Origin of the sequence: Nonomuraea muscovyensis (genome assembly GCF_014207745.1) — a bacterium.
Classification (GTDB): Bacteria; Actinomycetota; Actinomycetes; order Streptosporangiales; family Streptosporangiaceae; genus Nonomuraea; species Nonomuraea muscovyensis.
The window spans coordinates 3,074,618-3,090,484 of sequence record NZ_JACHJB010000001.1 but is presented as its reverse complement, the minus strand read 5'-3'; the positions used below and the strand labels follow the sequence as shown (position 1 = coordinate 3,090,484).

15 protein-coding genes and 1 riboswitch are annotated in these 15,867 nt (G+C 73.2%); of the genes, 8 read left to right on the top strand and 7 right to left on the bottom strand.

Annotated features, from left to right (window positions below; all coding sequences use genetic code 11):
• Window positions 1-52: 52 nt before the first annotated feature.
• Window positions 53-700: a response regulator gene (locus tag FHU36_RS14675; RefSeq protein WP_312891592.1), complete on the bottom strand. Its 648-nt coding sequence runs from the start codon at window positions 698-700 to the stop codon at window positions 53-55.
• Entirely contained in the window at window positions 675-1,922 is a 1,248-nt protein-coding gene (locus FHU36_RS45595) for a sensor histidine kinase (RefSeq protein WP_185084225.1), read from the bottom strand. The genes FHU36_RS14675 and FHU36_RS45595 overlap by 26 nt, the downstream gene beginning before the upstream one ends.
• A 140-nt stretch (window positions 1,923-2,062) precedes the next feature.
• Between FHU36_RS45595 and FHU36_RS14665 the strand changes: the two genes are divergently transcribed.
• From FHU36_RS14665 to FHU36_RS14640, 7 genes are all read left to right on the top strand, one after another.
• Complete coding sequence (locus FHU36_RS14665) at window positions 2,063-2,815, top strand: ABC transporter ATP-binding protein (protein ID WP_185084224.1); 753 nt, start codon at window positions 2,063-2,065, stop codon at window positions 2,813-2,815.
• A complete protein-coding gene (locus FHU36_RS14660; RefSeq protein WP_185084223.1) occupies window positions 2,812-3,555 on the top strand; it encodes an ABC transporter permease in 744 nt (247 codons plus the stop codon). Before FHU36_RS14665 ends, FHU36_RS14660 begins: the two co-directional genes overlap by 4 nt.
• A 47-nt stretch (window positions 3,556-3,602) precedes the next feature.
• Window positions 3,603-3,718: riboswitch (TPP riboswitch) on the top strand.
• The gene (thiC, locus tag FHU36_RS14655; protein WP_185084222.1) at window positions 3,710-5,419 is read left to right on the top strand and encodes a phosphomethylpyrimidine synthase ThiC; all 1,710 of its coding nucleotides are present in this window, start codon (window positions 3,710-3,712) and stop codon (window positions 5,417-5,419) included. (Overlaps the previous riboswitch by 9 nt.)
• Before the next feature lie 207 nt (window positions 5,420-5,626).
• A complete protein-coding gene (locus tag FHU36_RS14650; RefSeq protein ID WP_312891591.1) occupies window positions 5,627-6,187 on the top strand; it encodes an RNA polymerase sigma factor in 561 nt (186 codons plus the stop codon).
• Window positions 6,184-6,867: a hypothetical protein gene (locus FHU36_RS14645; RefSeq protein WP_185084221.1), complete on the top strand. Its 684-nt coding sequence runs from the start codon at window positions 6,184-6,186 to the stop codon at window positions 6,865-6,867. The genes FHU36_RS14650 and FHU36_RS14645 overlap by 4 nt, the downstream gene beginning before the upstream one ends.
• A 217-nt stretch (window positions 6,868-7,084) precedes the next feature.
• Window positions 7,085-7,219 (top strand): hypothetical protein, encoded by a 135-nt coding sequence (locus tag FHU36_RS45590; protein ID WP_281394174.1) that lies wholly within the window; start codon window positions 7,085-7,087, stop codon window positions 7,217-7,219.
• Between the two features lie 13 nt (window positions 7,220-7,232).
• Entirely contained in the window at window positions 7,233-9,758 is a 2,526-nt protein-coding gene (locus FHU36_RS14640) for an AfsR/SARP family transcriptional regulator (protein WP_221495888.1), read from the top strand.
• 72 nt (window positions 9,759-9,830) lie between these two features.
• On the opposite strand, the gene FHU36_RS14635 is transcribed toward FHU36_RS14640, so the two are convergent.
• From FHU36_RS14635 to FHU36_RS14620, 4 genes are all read right to left on the bottom strand, one after another.
• Window positions 9,831-10,022, bottom strand: a complete 192-nt coding sequence (locus FHU36_RS14635) for a hypothetical protein (protein WP_185084220.1) — start codon at window positions 10,020-10,022, stop codon at window positions 9,831-9,833.
• A 269-nt stretch (window positions 10,023-10,291) separates the two neighbouring features.
• Window positions 10,292-11,920: a GMC oxidoreductase gene (locus tag FHU36_RS14630; protein WP_185084219.1), complete on the bottom strand. Its 1,629-nt coding sequence runs from the start codon at window positions 11,918-11,920 to the stop codon at window positions 10,292-10,294.
• Between the two features lie 100 nt (window positions 11,921-12,020).
• Complete coding sequence (locus tag FHU36_RS14625) at window positions 12,021-12,533, bottom strand: carboxymuconolactone decarboxylase family protein (RefSeq protein WP_185084218.1); 513 nt, start codon at window positions 12,531-12,533, stop codon at window positions 12,021-12,023.
• Window positions 12,530-13,609 carry an NAD(P)H-dependent amine dehydrogenase family protein gene (locus FHU36_RS14620; RefSeq protein WP_185084217.1) on the bottom strand — a complete coding sequence of 360 codons (1,080 nt, stop codon included), beginning with the start codon at window positions 13,607-13,609 and terminating at the stop codon, window positions 12,530-12,532. Before FHU36_RS14620 ends, FHU36_RS14625 begins: the two co-directional genes overlap by 4 nt.
• A gap of 277 nt (window positions 13,610-13,886) precedes the next feature.
• On the opposite strand from FHU36_RS14620, the gene FHU36_RS14615 reads away from it, so the two are divergent.
• On the top strand, window positions 13,887-14,501 hold the full coding sequence (locus tag FHU36_RS14615; protein WP_185084216.1) for a maleylpyruvate isomerase mycothiol-dependent enzyme family protein: 615 nt from the start codon (window positions 13,887-13,889) through the stop codon (window positions 14,499-14,501).
• Between the two features lie 33 nt (window positions 14,502-14,534).
• Here the strand turns inward: FHU36_RS14615 and FHU36_RS14610 are convergent, their stop codons facing one another.
• The gene (locus tag FHU36_RS14610; RefSeq protein WP_246502427.1) at window positions 14,535-15,863 is read right to left on the bottom strand and encodes an FAD-binding oxidoreductase; all 1,329 of its coding nucleotides are present in this window, start codon (window positions 15,861-15,863) and stop codon (window positions 14,535-14,537) included.
• Between the last annotated feature and the right edge of the window lie 4 nt (window positions 15,864-15,867).

Here is a 15,867-nt window from a genome sequence, read left to right as displayed (position 1 = left end):
TGGCCGGAAGGTCTGTCCAGCACCGTTCCGGCGCGTGTTCACGGGGGCGTGCTCAGAGGAGGCCGGCGTCGCGCACCTTCATGGCGACGTGCACGCGGTTGTCGGTCTCCAGCTTGGCGAAGATGCGGGTGATGTTGGCCTTGACGGTCGCCACGCTCATGTGAAGGCGGGCGGCGACCTCGGCGTTCGAGCTGCCCCGGGCGACCTCGATCGCAACCTGGCGCTCCCGTTCGGTGAGCCGGGCCAGCTCGCGCTCCGCCTCCGGGCGCCGCCGGCCGTGCCCGTCCGTGGCCGCGGCGATCACCTGCCGGGCGACTCTCGGCGACAGCACCGGCTCGCCCGCGGCCACCGCGCGCACCGCCTCCACCATCCTGGGCGGCGGCGTGTCCTTCAGCAGGAAGCCGTCCGCGCCCAGCCGCAGGGCGCGCAGCACCATGTCGTCGGCGTCGAAGGTGGTGAGGACGAGGATCCTGGGCCGGTCGGGCCGTCCGGCCAGCAGCTCGGTGGTGACCAGCCCGTCCTGGACGGGCATGCGGATGTCCAGCAGCACGACGTCCGGCCGCAGCTCCCGGATCGCGGCCATGGCCTCGCGGCCGTCACCGGCCTCACCGGCGATCTCCAGGTCGGGCTCGCCGCCGAGGATGAGGCGCAGTCCGGTGCGCACCATCGGGTCGTCATCCACGACCAGGAGTCGGATCACGTCGCACACCTTCCCACGGCAGCCGGACATCGAGGACAAAGCACCCGTTCTGCACAGCATGGCTGAGGCTGCCGCCGGCCATCCGGGTCCGCTCGGCCACACCGACCAGCCCCAGCCGCCCGCCGGGGCCCGGGGACGGCCCGCCGGGCGGCACCGGGTTGCTCACCCGGATGCGCAGGCCGCCGCCCGGCCGCCCGCCCAGCTCGGCCGTGACCCGGCTGCCCGGCGCGTGCTTGCGCGCGTTGGTCAGCGCCTCCTGCACGATCCGGTACGCGTGCCGGCCGGTCTGCGGCGGCAGCAGCTCGCGGCCCTCGATGCTGTCGGCCACCTCGACCCGCTGGCCGGCGGCCCGCACCTCGTCGAACAGGGCGCCGAGCTGGGCCAGGGTCGGCTGCGGCGCCTCCGGCCCACCCGCGCCCGCGCCGCCCACGTCACCCGCGCCGTCCGCGCCGCCCGGGCCGTCCTCGGGTGGGCCGTCGTCACGCCGCAGCGTCCCGAGGACTGCCCGGAGCTCGTTCAGCGACTGGTGCGCGTTCTCCTGGATCGCCAGCGCGAGCTCACGCGTCTCCTGCGCGCCGAGGTCGGTCCGGTACGCGAGGCCGCCCGCGAGCATCGACAGCAGGGAGATCCGGTGGGCCAGCACGTCGTGCATCTCCTGCGCGATCTTCACCCGCTCCGCCAGCCTGGCCTGCTCGATCCGCTGCCGCTCGGCGCGCCGCGCGGCCAACGCCGCCTCGCGCCGGGACGCCGCCAGGTCGCGGCGCCCGCGCAGGTACAGCCCGAGCGCGGTCAGCGCCGCGAGGATCGTGCTGCCGCCGGTCAGCGAGACCACGGCCACCTGGTCGATGCCCCGCGAGGTGGCGCTGACGGCCAGGCACGCGAAGGACACGGCCGCTGCCGGAACGAGCGGGCGCCACCCCCGCAGCGAGCCCAGCGAGACGTAGGCGGCGTAGGCCGGGCCCACGGCCGTGCTGGAGAACGCGGTCAGCAGCGCAGTCGCCAGCGCGACCGGCAGCGGCCACCGCCGCCACCCCGCCAGCAGGGCCAGCCCCGCCACGCCGAGCCCCACGTCCACCAGGAGGGCCGTCAGCCGGCCGGGCTCCCGGAACGCGACCCAGGCCATGATGCCGCCGTGGAACAGCATCGGCACCACGGCCGACAGGTAGCGCGCCAGGCCGGCCCACCGCTCCGGGCGCGCCTCGTCCTCCGTACGGTCGTGCACGACGCCCAGCCTAGGAAACCTGCGGGTCACCGCCCTAGCGACCTGGGTCGACACCCGGATGGCCGCAGGTCTACGCCGGGCCGTCCGGGCGGGACCCTGGTCCGATGACGGGCCGGCGCGCATCCGGTGGACTTGCACCCGTGATCGAGTTCAAGCATGTCAGCAAGGTGTACAAGGACGTCCGGGCGCTGGACGACGTGTCGTTCACCGTCGAGCCGGGCGGCGTCACCGGGTTCCTCGGGCCGAACGGCGCCGGCAAGTCGACGGCCCTGCGCGTCCTGGTCGGGCTGTCCCGGGCCACGTCCGGTTCGGCCACCGTGCTGGGGAGGCCTTACGGGGAGCTGGACCGGCCGGCGTTCCAGGTGGGGACGCTGCTGGACGCCGGAGCCCAGCATCCCGGCCGCACCGGGCGGGAGATCCTGACCCTCGGCGCGATGACGCTCGGCCTGCCGAGGTCGCGGGTGGACGAGGTGCTGCGTCTCGTCGGGCTGACCGCCGCGGAGGGCGGGCGGCGGTTCGGCGGCTACTCGCTCGGCATGCGGCAGCGGCTCGGCATCGCCCACGCGCTGCTCGGCGAGCCGAGAGCGGTCATCCTGGACGAGCCGGCCAACGGGCTCGACCCGCAGGGCATCCGGTGGCTGCGCGGCCTGCTGCGCGAGCTGGCCGCCTCGGGGTGCGCGGTGCTGCTCAGCTCGCACCTGCTGCACGAGGTGGAGCAGGTCGCCGACCAGGTGGTGCTGATCGCGCGGGGCCGCGTCCTGGCCCGGGGCACCGTCGCCGAGCTGCGCCGCGACGGCCGCACCCTCGAACAGGTCTTCCTCGACCTCACCACGGGCGCGGACCGGAGCGCCGGCCTCGACGCCGCTCTGAGCGCTGACGGGAGCGCGGCATGAGCGCCGTCACCGGGGGCGTCCCGTTCGGCCGGCTGGTGGCGGTCGAGACCCGCAAGCTGTTCGACACCCGCAGCGGCATGACGCTGGCGGCGATCCTGGTCGCGCTGACCGTCGCCGCCGTCGCCGCCCGGGGCGCCGTCGCCGGGCCGAGCCTGGAGAAGCTGGTCGGCACGGCCGGGATCGGGTTCGGCACCCTGCTGCCCGTGCTCGGCATCCTGTCGGTGACCGGCGAGTGGAGCCACCGCACCGTGCTGACCACGTTCGCCCTCGAACCCCGGCGCGTGCGGGTGCTGGCGGCCAAGTGCCTGCCGCCGCTGGTCACGGCCGTCGTGGCGGCGGTGTTCGCGATGCTGGTCGCGGTGCCGGTGACCGCGCTCACCGCCGGGGTCCGTGACGTCCCGGCCGACTGGTCGGTCTCGCCCGCCGCCCTCCTCGGCTGGACCGCCGGGAACGTGCTCGTGGTCGCCATGGGGCTGGCCCTCGGCATGCTGCTGCTGAACGCGCCGGCCGCGATCGTGGTGTGCCTGTCGGCCTCGATCCTGTGGAGCGCCGTGGCCCGCCTCGGCTCCTTCGGCGAGACCCTGGCCGGCTGGCTCGACCTGGGCAGCACGTCCGCCCCCCTCATGGCGGGCGCCATGACCGGCGGCGAGGCCGCCCGGCTGGCCGTCTCCGTGCTGTGCTGGATCGTGCTGCCGGCGGCCGGCGGCGTCGCGCGGGCCGTCCGCAGGGAGGCGGCCTGACCGTCGGCGGTGCTGTTGCGTCCCTCCGGAGGCCGGGTTACGTTGATCGGGTCCAACGCGGGAGCCCGGTGTGACCGGGCTGAGAGGACGGCTATCCATCAGCCGCCGACCGCCAGAACCTGCTCCGGGTAATGCCGGCGAAGGGAGTTGCCGCATGAGTGGCGCGCGCTTTTCCAAGATCTACACCAGTGACCTGCGGGTGCCCGCGCGCGAGGTGCTGCTGTCCAACGGGGAGCGGATCCGCCTGTACGACACGTCCGGGCCGTACACCGACCCGGCTGCCACCACCGACGTCACCCGGGGCCTGCCGGCCCGGCGCGAGGAGTGGATCCTGGCGCGGGGCGACGTGACGGGCTACGACGGGCGGCCGGTGCAGCCGGTCGACGACGGCCGGCCGAGCGCCGCCGCCCGCGACGAGCACGCCTGGCGGGGCGCGGCCCGGCGTCCGCTGCGGGCCGCGGGGGCGCCCGTGACGCAGCTCGCCTACGCCCGCCGGGGAGAGGTCACCCGGGAGATGGAGTTCGTCGCGGTCCGGGAGGGCGTGACACCGGAGTTCGTCCGCGACGAGGTGGTCGCCGGCCGGGCGATCATCCCCGCGAACGTCAACCACCCGGAGAGCGAGCCGATGATCATCGGCCGCAACTTCCTCGTGAAGATCAACGCCAACATCGGCAACTCGGCCGTCACCTCGTCCGTCGAGGAGGAGGTCGAGAAGATGACCTGGGCCACCCGGTGGGGCGCCGACACGATCATGGACCTGTCCACCGGCCGCGACATCCACACCACCCGCGAGTGGATCATCCGCAACTCGCCCGTCCCGGTCGGCACGGTGCCGCTCTACCAGGCGCTGGAGAAGGTCGGCGGGGTGGCCGCCGACCTGTCGTGGGAGGTGTACCGCGACACGCTGATCGAGCAGTGCGAGCAGGGCGTCGACTACATGACCGTGCACGCCGGGGTGCGGCTGGCGTACGTCCCGCTGACCGCCCGCCGCAAGACGGGCATCGTGTCCCGGGGCGGCTCGATCATGGCCGCCTGGTGCCTGGCGCACCACCGCGAGAGCTTCCTGTACGAGCACTTCGCCGACATGTGCGAGATCTTCGCCGCCTACGACGTGGCGTTCTCCCTGGGCGACGGCCTGCGGCCCGGCTCGATCGCCGACGCCAACGACGAGGCGCAGTTCGCCGAGCTGCGCACGCTGGGCGAGCTGACCGCGATCGCCCGCGAGCACGCCGTCCAGACGATGGTCGAGGGGCCCGGCCACGTGCCGATGCACAAGATCAAGGAGAACGTCGACCTGCAGCGCGATCTGTGCGACGACGCCCCCTTCTACACGCTCGGCCCGCTGGTGACCGACATCGCGCCCGGCTACGACCACATCACCTCCGGCATCGGCGCCGCCATGATCGGCTGGTACGGCACGGCCATGCTCTGCTACGTCACCCCCAAGGAGCACCTGGGCCTGCCCGACCGGGACGACGTCAAGACGGGCGTCATCACGTACAAGATCGCCGCGCACGCCGCCGACCTGGCCAAGGGGCACCACCTGGCACAGGCATGGGACGACGCGCTGTCGGACGCCCGGTTCGAGTTCCGCTGGGAGGACCAGTTCGACCTGTCGCTCGACCCCGACACCGCCCGTTCCTTCCACGACGAGACGCTGCCCGCGGCCCCCGCCAAGACCGCCCACTTCTGCTCCATGTGCGGGCCCAAGTTCTGCTCCATGAAGATCAGCCACGACGTCCGCCGCTACGCCGACGAGCACGGCCTGTCCGACTCCGAGGCGCTCACGGCCGGCATGTCCGAGATGTCGGCACAGTTCCGCGACCAGGGCGGCACGGTCTACCTGCCCCTCGCCGACACCTGAGGCGAACGCCCGGTGAAGCGCCGCGGAACTCTGTGACCTTGAAGAGGTGTCGTGCCCGCGCGCTACGGCGCTTGGCCAGGTAGGGGACCTGGCCGCCCCGGCTCCATCGAACCCAGGGCACCAGAAGCCGGGCAGTTCATTCACTCTCATAACACTTTTCCCGTTGCTGACCAAGAAGGGGTGTAAACGACGAAGGGGGTACGGCTGGTGCGTCGCAAACAGGCCGACATCGCTACAGACCCGGAAGCTTTCGAAGCTTTCTACCGACGCCATGTCGACGCGATCACGTCGTTCCTCGCCCGGAGGGTCGCCGATCCGAACACGGTCGCCGACCTGGTGGCGGAGGTCTTCGCAGCGGTGCTCGACTCCGCCCACACCTACCGGCCAGGCCGCGGTAGCGAGATCGCCTGGTTGTACGGCGTGGCTCGCAACGCCCTCTCGGCCGAGCGGCGGCGGGCGTTCAAGGAGACGAGACTGGCCGAGCGGGTGGGCGGACGAAGACCGCTCGACTCCGACGACGTCACCGAACTCGAAGAGCGGATCGACGCGGAGAGCCTGGCCAGACGGGCCTTCCAGGCCATGGCCGGACTGCCGGACGGTGATCGCGCCATGATCGAACTGGTCGTGATCGACCAGCTCACGATCAGCGAGGCGGCCACCGCTCTGGGCATCCGGCACGGGGCCGCCAGAGCCAGACTGCACCGCGCCCGCCGCGCGCTCAGAACCGTGCCAGAGATGGCCCCCTTCGTCCTGGAAGGAATTCAGTGAACTACAAGGAGCACGTGCTGATGGAGCTCAAGGACGAGATCGTGGCTCGCAACAACGACCGGCACCGGCGGGGCAGGCGGCGGCGGCTGATCACCGGGGCGGCGGTGGCCGGGCTCGCGGCGGTCGCGGCCCTTACGGTGCCGTTCCTGAGCGGATCGGAGACTCCGGCCTACGCGGTCACCAAGAACACCGACGGCACGATCACCCTCAAGATCATCGAGTTCAGGGATCCGGCCCAGGTGGAGAAGGACCTGGCGGCAGTCGGCCTGACCGCCGACGTCTCCTACACCAAGCCCGGCACCCGCTGCGCCCCCGAGCGCGGGCAGACCGAAGCCGGTCCCACGTTCTCGAAGGAGGAGCTCAAGAGCAAGGACCCGGAGGTGCACAGGAAGATCCGGGAAGCGATCGAGAACTCGCCGAACGGCAAGGCGTTCAAGCTGGGCGGCGGCGAGCTGCGGATCAACCCGCAGCTCGTCAAGGCGGGGCAGACCGCCGTCATGGAGTTCACCGAGAACGCGGACCAGACCTCGGGCCCGGAGAAGCCGAGGCCCCTGTGGGAATTCAGCGGCTACATCGTCACCGGGCCGGTCAAGCCCTGCAAGGTCATCGACGACCCGTCCTGGGACAAGATGCCCGACCCCAAGAAGAACCCGGAGGCGTACCCGCCGGCGGGTAGCTGACTGCCGCCAGGGGGCACGGCAGCCGGCACCGCCTACCGTGCCCCGCCCGGCGACAGGCGCCGAGATTGAACACCCGCCGGCCGCTTCGCCCGCGCCCCCATCCTGGCCTGCGACCGGCGCCCACGCGCTGTTCCGGGAACCCCCACAGATCTGGTCATTTCCCGGTAAGTTGATCAGCGCTTCCGGACACATGTTCATGACTGAGGAACCAGTTCGCGTGTTGACCCGTCGAGTCGTGCTGTTGGCCGCCGCAGTGCTGACCGTCTTATCCCCCGTTCCCGCCGCCGCGGCCCCGGCCGAGCCGGTCTCGGGCCACGACGACAACCACTTCTGGACGCTCAGGCCGGCCTGATCGCCATGTCCCTTTGCCCCACGCCACCGACGAGCCGCCCCGGAGGGCCGCGGCGATGACGGCGTGGGACGAGGCGGCGGACGTCCCGCGCTTCCGGCTTCTCGGCCCGCTGGAGATCGTCTCGGGCGGCGGCCCCGCCAGGATCACCGCCCACAAGCAGCGCACCATCCTGGCGATGCTCCTGGCGCACGCCGGTGACGCCGTCTCCCTCCCGCTGCTCGTGGACGAGGTGTGGGACGGCCGGCCACCGCCGTCGGCCGTGTCCAACCTGCGCACCTACGTCATGCAGCTCCGCCGGTCGCTGCCCGCCCCGGCCGATCCGCCCGGCGACCGCCTGGTCACCTCGCCGTCCGGGTACCTGCTCCGCCTCGCGCCCGGCGAGCTGGACCTGCGGCGGTTCCAGGCGCTCGTCGGCACGGCGCGGCAGGCCCGCTCCGCCGGCGACCTCGGCGGCGCCGAGCGCGCCTACGCCGACGCGCTCGCGCTGTGGCGCGGCGACGCCGCCGAGGACGTCCGGCTCGGCCCCACCCTGCGGTCCGTCGTCGCCCACCTGGACGAGCAGCGCCTCACCGCCGTGGAGGACCACGTGGAGGTCCTGCTCGCGCTCGGCAGGCATGCCGAGGTGGTCGAACGGCTGCGCCTGCTGGCCGTCCGCCATCCGCTGCGCGAACGCGTCCACGGCGGGCTCATGCTGGCCCTCTACCGGTGCGGCGACACGGCCGGGGCGCTGGAGACGTACGGGCACGCCCGCCGGCTGCTGGCCGACGAGCTGGGCATGGACCCCGGCCCGGAGCTGCGGCGGCTGCACGAGGCGATGCTCCGGCGCGACCGGGACCTGCTGCTCCCCGCCGCGGGCCGCGAGCCGACGGCCCACCAGCTCCCCCTCGACGCGCACGGCTTCACCGGCCGCGACCGGGAGCTGGCGGGGCTCGACGCGCTGCTCGGCGACGGCCCGCCCGTCATCGTGCTGTCGGGTACGGCCGGCGTCGGCAAGACCGCGCTCGCCGTGCACTGGGCGCACCTGGTGCGCGACCGCTTCCCCGACGGGCAGCTGCACGCGAACCTGCGCGGCTTCGACGCCGGCGGATCGGTGCCGCCCCCGTCGGAGACGCTACGCGCGTTCCTGGAAGCCCTCGGCGTGCCGGCCGACCGTGTGCCCGCCGCCTTCGAGGCGCGGCTGGGCCTCTACCGCGGCCTCCTGGCCGACCGGCGGGTGCTCGTCCTGCTCGACAACGCGCGCGACGCCGACCAGGTCCGTCCGCTGCTGCCGGGCTCCCCCACCTGCCTGGTCCTGCTGACCAGCCGCAACCGGCTGACCGGCCTGGTCGCGGCCGAAGGCGCCCGGCCGCTCACCGTCGACCTGCTGCCCACCCCGCAGGCGCGCGAGCTGCTGACCCGCCGTCTCGGCCCGGACCGGGCGGCGGCCGAACCCGAGGCCGTGGAGGAGATCATCGCGCGGTGCGCGCGGCTGCCCCTCGCGCTGGTCGTGGCGGCGGCCCGGGCCGTCACCGAACCCGGCCTGCCCCTCGCCGGCGTCGCCGCCGAGCTGGGCGAGCCGCTCGGTTGCCTGGACGCGCTCGGGACGGGCGATCCGGCCACGGACGTGCGTACCGTGTTCTCCTCGTCGTACCGGGCGCTCGGGGCCGAGAGCGCGCGGCTGTTCCGCACGCTGGGGCTGCACCCCGGCCCGGAGATCTCCGTCGCGGCCGCGGCCGGCATGGCCGGGCTGCCGGTCCGGCGGGTGCGGCCGCTGCTCGCCGAGCTGACCTGGTCCCATCTGCTCACCGAACCCCGTGCCGGCCGCTACGTCCTGCACGACCTGCTGTGGGCGTACGCGGGCGAGTTGGCGCACGCGCACGCCGACGACGCCGAACGCCGCGCGGTGGCGCACCGCATGCTCGACCACTACCTGCACAGCGCCGACGCCGCCGCCTCGGCCCTGGAGCCCCGCCGGGCCTCGATCACCACCACGCCGCCCCGGCCGGGAGTCCGTCCTGAGACCTTCGCCGGCGAGCGGGAGGCGATGGAGTGGTTCGCCGCCGAACAGGCCGTGCTGCTGGCGTGCGTCGGGCACGCCGCGGCCCACGGCTTCCCCCGCCACAGCTGGCGGATCGCCTCCGCCCTGACCACCTTCCACGACCGGCAGGGCCGCTGGCCCGACCTCGTGGCGGCCCTGTACACGGCGGAACGCGTGGTGAACGACCTGCCGGCGCGGGCGCACCTGCACCGCCTGCTCGGCCACATCCACCACAGCCTGGGCGACCTGCAGCGTTCGGTCACCTGCTACCGGCACTCCCTCGACCTGTTCCGGCGCGACGGCGACCGCTTCCAGGAGGCCGGCGCCCTCGTCCGGCTGGGCGAGAGCCACTACGCGGTGGGCGACCGCTACCTCGCGCGCAGCGCCTGGCAGCAGGCGCTGCGCATCCTCGAACGGCACGGCCATCCGGGCGCCGGACCGCTCCGCGCCCGGCTCCGCGCCGTCCACGGCACGTACGAGCCGGTCGGCACGCCGGCCTCCCGCCGCTTCCCGCCCTGCTGAGACCCGCCGCACGCGAACGCCGCCGGACCCGGTGGGGGGCCCGGCGGCGCGTCGCTCAGTCGTCGCCGGCCGTCAGCAGGTGGCCGACACCGAGTAGCACAGGCCACAGGACGTCGTGCCGCCGACCACGTGGCAGGTCCTGTAGTGCTTGTAGGTGTACCGGCAGTAGCAGTACTCCCTGAAGGTCGTGTCGGCCCGAGCCGTGGCCGAGGGCACCAGCCGCTCCAGCAGCCGGTCTCCGAACCGCCCCAACGCGCCGATCATCCGTGTCTCCTTTCGTCAGGCGACCACCTGTCGCCCGACGACGCTATGCCGCCCGCCTACAACGACCCGCACAACGCGCGTACAGCGACAGGCCCGAGTCAGCAGGGGTGGCTCCAGGTGGGGTCCGCCTTCGCCGCGGGCCGGGGCGCCGGCCGCTCCAACGCGCCGATCATCGTGTCTCCCTTCGTCCGGCCGGTCATCTGTCGCCGGACGACGTTAGAGCAGCGGTGTACAGCGCCCCGTACAACGGACGTACAGCGGGGCGAGCGTCACAGGTCCGTGGCGATGATCTTCTCGATGTTCCGCTCGGCGAGGGCGGTGATGGTGACGAACGGGTTGACGGTGGTGTTGCCCGGGATCAGCGCGCCGTCGATGACGTACAGGCCCGGGTAGCCGGCCAGACGGCCGTAGCCGTCGGTGACCCGGCCGAGGACCGCGCCGCCGAGCGGATGGTAGGTGAGGTGGTCGCCCCAGATCTTGTACACGCCGAAGAGGTCGGTCCGGTAGATCGTCCCCTCCTTGGCGTTGATCTTGTCGAAGATGGTCTTGGCCATGTCGATGGACGGCTGCTTCCAGGCGGTCTGCCAGTTGAGCTCGACCCGGCCGGCCGCCGCGTTCCAGCTGAACTGGGCCCGGTGCGGGTTCCTGGTGATCGACAGGTAGAACGAGGCGTACGTCTCGATCCCGGTGGGCAGCGGCGCGACCTCGGCGAACGCGCCGCCGGCGGCCCAGTTGTCGATGCCGCAGCAGGGGATGGCCGACTGGAGGCTGCCGGTCGCGTCCCACATGTGGTTGGCCCTGCCGCACATGACGTTGCCGTTGTCGCCCCAGCCCTTGCCGACCTCGTCGTTCAGGTGGGGCAGCACGCCGGTGGCCTTGAGCTTGACCAGCAGCTTGCTGGTGCCGACACTGCCCGCGGCGAAGAACACCCGGTCGGCGGTCACGGTCTTGGTCGCCGTCACGCCGCCGGTGTCGTCGAGCTGCTCGATGGTCACCGCGTACCGGCCGCCGGCCGGGGCGACCGAGGTGACCCGGTGCAGCGGCGAGACGGCGACCCGGCCGGTGGCCCTGGCCCGGGCCAGGTAGGTCTGCTGCAGCGACTTCTTGCCGTGGTTGTTGCCGTAGAGGATCTCGCCGGCCAGCGCCGACTTGGGGACGGTCCCGGCGGCCTCCTGCTTCATGTAGTCCCAGTCGTACACGTCCGGCACGAAGACGAACGGGAAGCCCGAGCGCTGGGCGTGCTTGCGGCCCACGCGGCCGTACTGGTAGCAGGCCGTCGTGTCGAACCAGGCCGGGTCGATGAGGCCGACGCCGAGCCCGGCGTTGGCGCGCGGGTAGTAGACGTCGTACATCTCGGCGGCGTTCACCGACGGCAGGACGGCGGCGAAGTTCTCGCGTCTGGGGGTGACCGCCATGCCGCCGTTGACGAGCGAGCCGCCGCCGACGCCGCGCCCCTGGTAGACCGTGATGCCGCCGAACTCCTCGGCGTCCAGGATGCCGGTGTAGCGCGGGATGTCCCGGTCGATCGGGAAGCCGAGGAAGTAGTTGAGCGGGGCCTTGGTCCTGGTGCGCAGCCAGTACGACCGGTAGTCGGGTTCGCGGGTGTTGCAGAAGATCTTGCCGTCGGAGCCGGGTGTGTCCCAGGCCCTGCCCATCTCGATCATGTGCACGTCCACGCCCGCCTGGGCGAGGCGCAGGGCGGCGACGGACCCGCCGTACCCGGTGCCGATCACCAGGGCCGGCACGTGCGCCCCGGACACGATCGACGCGGTTCGGGCCTGGGCCGCGGGAGCCCGGCCGGCCAGGGCCGCGGCTCCCAGAAGTGAGCCGGTTCCAGCGATGAACCCACGGCGCGAGACTCCATGGGAACCGGCACGGACAGAGGTGTTGTCACTCATGCGGCGTTCCTCACTCTTGAGGAGGAGAAGGTGCTACATCTGCTCGCGCCCTGGGTGAAGATGGTGTTCTGTCCGATCGCCTGCCGAGGTCGTCGTTAGGTCATGGCGTGCCTCCTCGCTCGCCGGACGGCGTGGCGCCGCTGGGCAGCACGCACGCCGTGTCGAGGCCCAGCACGTGGTTGAGCCGGCCGAACGCCAGCCAGGAGCCGATCGACATGCTCAGCTCGACGATCTCCACCTGGCTGTAGTGCGTGGTCATCCGGGCCCAGAACTCCTCGTCGAGCCCGTGCGGGTCGAGGGCGTACCGCTCGGCGTATTCGGCGGCCAGCCGGGTCCGCTCGTCGAAGGCGGCGGTGGTGCGCCACTCGACCACCGCGTCGGCGAACTCCTCCTCCACCTTCAGCCCGTCGCGTTCGGTACGCCAGTCGAGGCAGAACGCGCATCCGTTGATCTGCGCGATCCGCAGCCGCGCGGCCTCGAACTCGCGCAGCCCGAGCGTCGTGTGGGCGTACACCGCCAGCGAGAAGTTCGAGGCGGCGACCCCGATGCCGGGGACCATCTCGCCCCACACGTACGCGATGGGGTCCTTGCCGTCGGGGATGTCGATTCTCACCGTTGCCTCCTTCCGAGCCGGCCGGCCGCGGGGCGGAGCGGGACGTCGAGCCCGTCGTACAGGCCCGGTCCGGCCGCCACGAGCCAGTCGATGGCGTTCACCAGCCGACCGGCCGCCGTGGCGTTCCCGCCCGCGGACCGGTTGCCGTCCTCGTCCGTCGCCTCGACCGTCACCTCGATCCGCGGCCGTCCCTCGACGATCACCCGGTGCGCCCCCTCCCCGCCGGGCGGCATCGGCCAGTCCGGCGCGCACGACGGGTGGATCCGGGTGACGTGCTCGATCACGATGAGCGGCTCCCCGCCGACGATGCCCTGCACCTCGAACCGCACCGCCCCCTGGGTGCCCGCCGCGAACTCGCCCATCGCCCTGGTGGACACGCTCGCCTCCAGCGGGCGCCGGTCCACGCTCTCGCGGATCCCGTCCAGCTCGACGCCGAGGGCCCTGGCCATCAGCCGCACCTGCCCGCCCCACACCATGGCCGGGACCGTGGGCGCCAGCATGGGCGGCTCGTAGTCCATCGCCTGGCCCATCCCGACCAGGTAGCGGACCGAGTCCTCCTGGTCGTAGGTGGTGTAGTCGAAGATCTCCTGGCAGCGGATCGCGTCGATGGTGCTCCCGAGCCCGCTGATCAGCAGCGGCAGCACGTCGTTGCCCCAGCCCGGGTCCACTCCGGAGACGAACAGCGATCCGCCGCCCTCGTCGATGGCCGCCAGCACCTGCCGCCGCGTCTCGGGCGGGGCGTTGCGCTGGTCGTACAGGGCGTACAGCGACGGCGTGACGACCACGGCCCCCGCCCGGACGGCCCGGACGATGTCGGCGAGGGCGTCGTCGGGACGGATGTCGCCGGACGCCGCGTAGACCACGGCGCGCGGACCGGTGGCGAGCACCGCCGCCACGTCATCGGTCGCCGTGACCCCCAGCTCGCGGCCGAGGCCGCCCAGCTCGCCCGCGTCGCGGCCGGTCTTGCCGGGGTCGTGGACGAGCACCGCGGTGAGTTTCAGCGCCGGATGGGCGTCCACGGCACGGATGGCCGCGCGGCCCACGTTGCCGGTGCCCCAGACGATCGTGGCCACCATGGCCGGAGCGTAACAAGCGCTTGGTTAGGTGTACAGAGCGGAGGCGCCGCGTTGTGCGCGGGAGGTGGACCTACGCTGGGTCGCGTGCCACACCGCGACGACGTCCCCACGCTCTACCTCGAAGCCCGCGACCACTACCAGGCCATCGTCACCGTCACCCGCGACGGCGCGACGGTCCTCGGCCTCAGCGTCGACGCGCGCCGAATGGCACCAAGAGGACCTTGTACTCGTTCGCGTCGGCGAACTCCCCCACCCTGACCCCCGAGAGGACACCCCCATGGACGGGACCACACTGGCGCGAGCGGCCGACGAGTGCGGCGGATTCCTGCGCGCGGCGGCGGACCGGGAGTGGGCCGCGATCCCGGTTCCCGGGATGGACCGGAACGTCGCGCAGGTCGTGGCCCACATCAGCGAATGCCTGTTCTGGTACTCCACCGACCTCGTCGCGGGCGACCGCGAGCTCGACACCGTGGAGATGAGCGTCCGGCCCGGGTCCGAGCCCGCGGATCTCGTCGCCACCCTGGCCACCTCGGCCGCCCTTCTCACCCGCGTCGTGGACACCACCCCACCCGAGGCCCGCGGCTGGCACCCCCACGGCCTCGCCGACGCGTCGGGCTTCGCGGCCATGGCCTGCGACGAACTGCTCGTCCACACCGCCGACGCGGGCCAGGCCCTCGGCCGCGCCTTCACCCCCTCGGCGGACCTCGCCGAGGCGACGCTGCGCCGCCTGTTCCCCTGGGCGCCCTCCGGCACGGACCCGTGGACGACCTTGCTCTGGGCCAACGGCCGCGCCGACCTGCCGGGCCACGAGCGCCAGATCGGCTGGAGATGGCACTGCGCCCCCTTGGCCGAATGGGACGGCACCAACCCCGCCCACCGACCCTCGACGTGACCGTCCCCATCCGCCTCGCGCCGACCGCGGCCCTCAGCGCAGGGACTGGGCGTGACGGAACAGGCCCTCGGGGTCGTGGGCGGCCTTCACCTCCCGCAGCCGCGGCAGGTTGCTCCCGTAGTACGCCGACGCCCAGTCCTCCAGGTCGGCGTCGGGGTAGTTGGGGTAGACCGCGCCGGAGGCCCACGGCGACAGCCGCGCCCACGACCGGCACAGCCACGCGTGCGCGTCCCGTCTGCGGCTGTCGGTGGCACGGAATCCCACCTGGACGGCCTGTTTGAGCAGGAAGCGCGGGGCGCGGTGGACGAAGGCGCTCGCGCCGGGGGCGACGCGGGCGATCGCGCCCGCCCACGGCACGAACTCCAGGTCCCGGATCTCACCGCGCACGCGGTCGGCGGCCAGCCGTTCCAGCAGGTCCTCGACGGCCGTCCGGGGCAGGTGCCCGTCGAAGAAGCCCGACTTGTTCAGGCGCAGCCCGGGCCGCTCGCCGTGTGGCAGCTCCGTGACGGCGCCCTCCCCGCCGTCGGCGTAGGCGTGGTGGCAGGCGGCCGCGGCGCCTTCCAGACGGGTGAGCCGGAGCCGGTCCAGCGGCGCGAGCTCGCCGACCAGCTTCCTGGCCCGCTCCTCCGGCCCGGCCACGACGCCGAAGAGCACGGCGTAGGGCGGTTCTTCGGGCTCGTCGCCGGAGATGACGGCGATCTCCAGGTTGACCTCGTCCGGCGCGTCGGGCGCCCAGTGCTGCCACGCGTCGACGAGATCGGCGGCGCGGCCGAAGTCGCAGACCGCCTGGACGGCGGTGACCGGCACGATGGGCCGGGTACGCAGCGTGATCCGCGTGACCACGCCGAAGTTGCCGGCACCGGCTCCGCGCAGCGCCCACAGCAGGTCGTCTCCCGCCTCGGCGATCCGCCCGTCGGCCAGGACCAGGCGGGCCGCCAGCAGGTGGTCTGCGCCCAGCCCGTACAGGCGGCTGAGCACGCCGTACCCGCCGCCCAGCACCGCCCCCACCACGCCGACCGTGGGACACCAGCCGCAGGGCACCATGCGCCCGTGCTCGGCCAGGCGGCGGGCCAGCTCGCCGATGGTCACGCCGGGCCCCACCCGCACGCTCTCCGCGCCGACCTCGATCGACTTCATCGCGCCGAGGTCGACGAGCAGCCCGGTCGTGGAGGAGTGCTCGGCGAAGCTGTGGCCGCCGCCGCGCAGCGCGAACGGCAGGCCGCGCGCGCGGGCGAGCTCCAGGACGCTCACCACGTCCGCCTCCGAGGCGCAGCAGGCCACGGCCGCGGGCAGTGCCTCGGCGAGCGTGCCGAGGAAGGCCTTGCGCCTGGCCTGGTAGCCCGGCTCGCCGGGGTGGATCATGCGC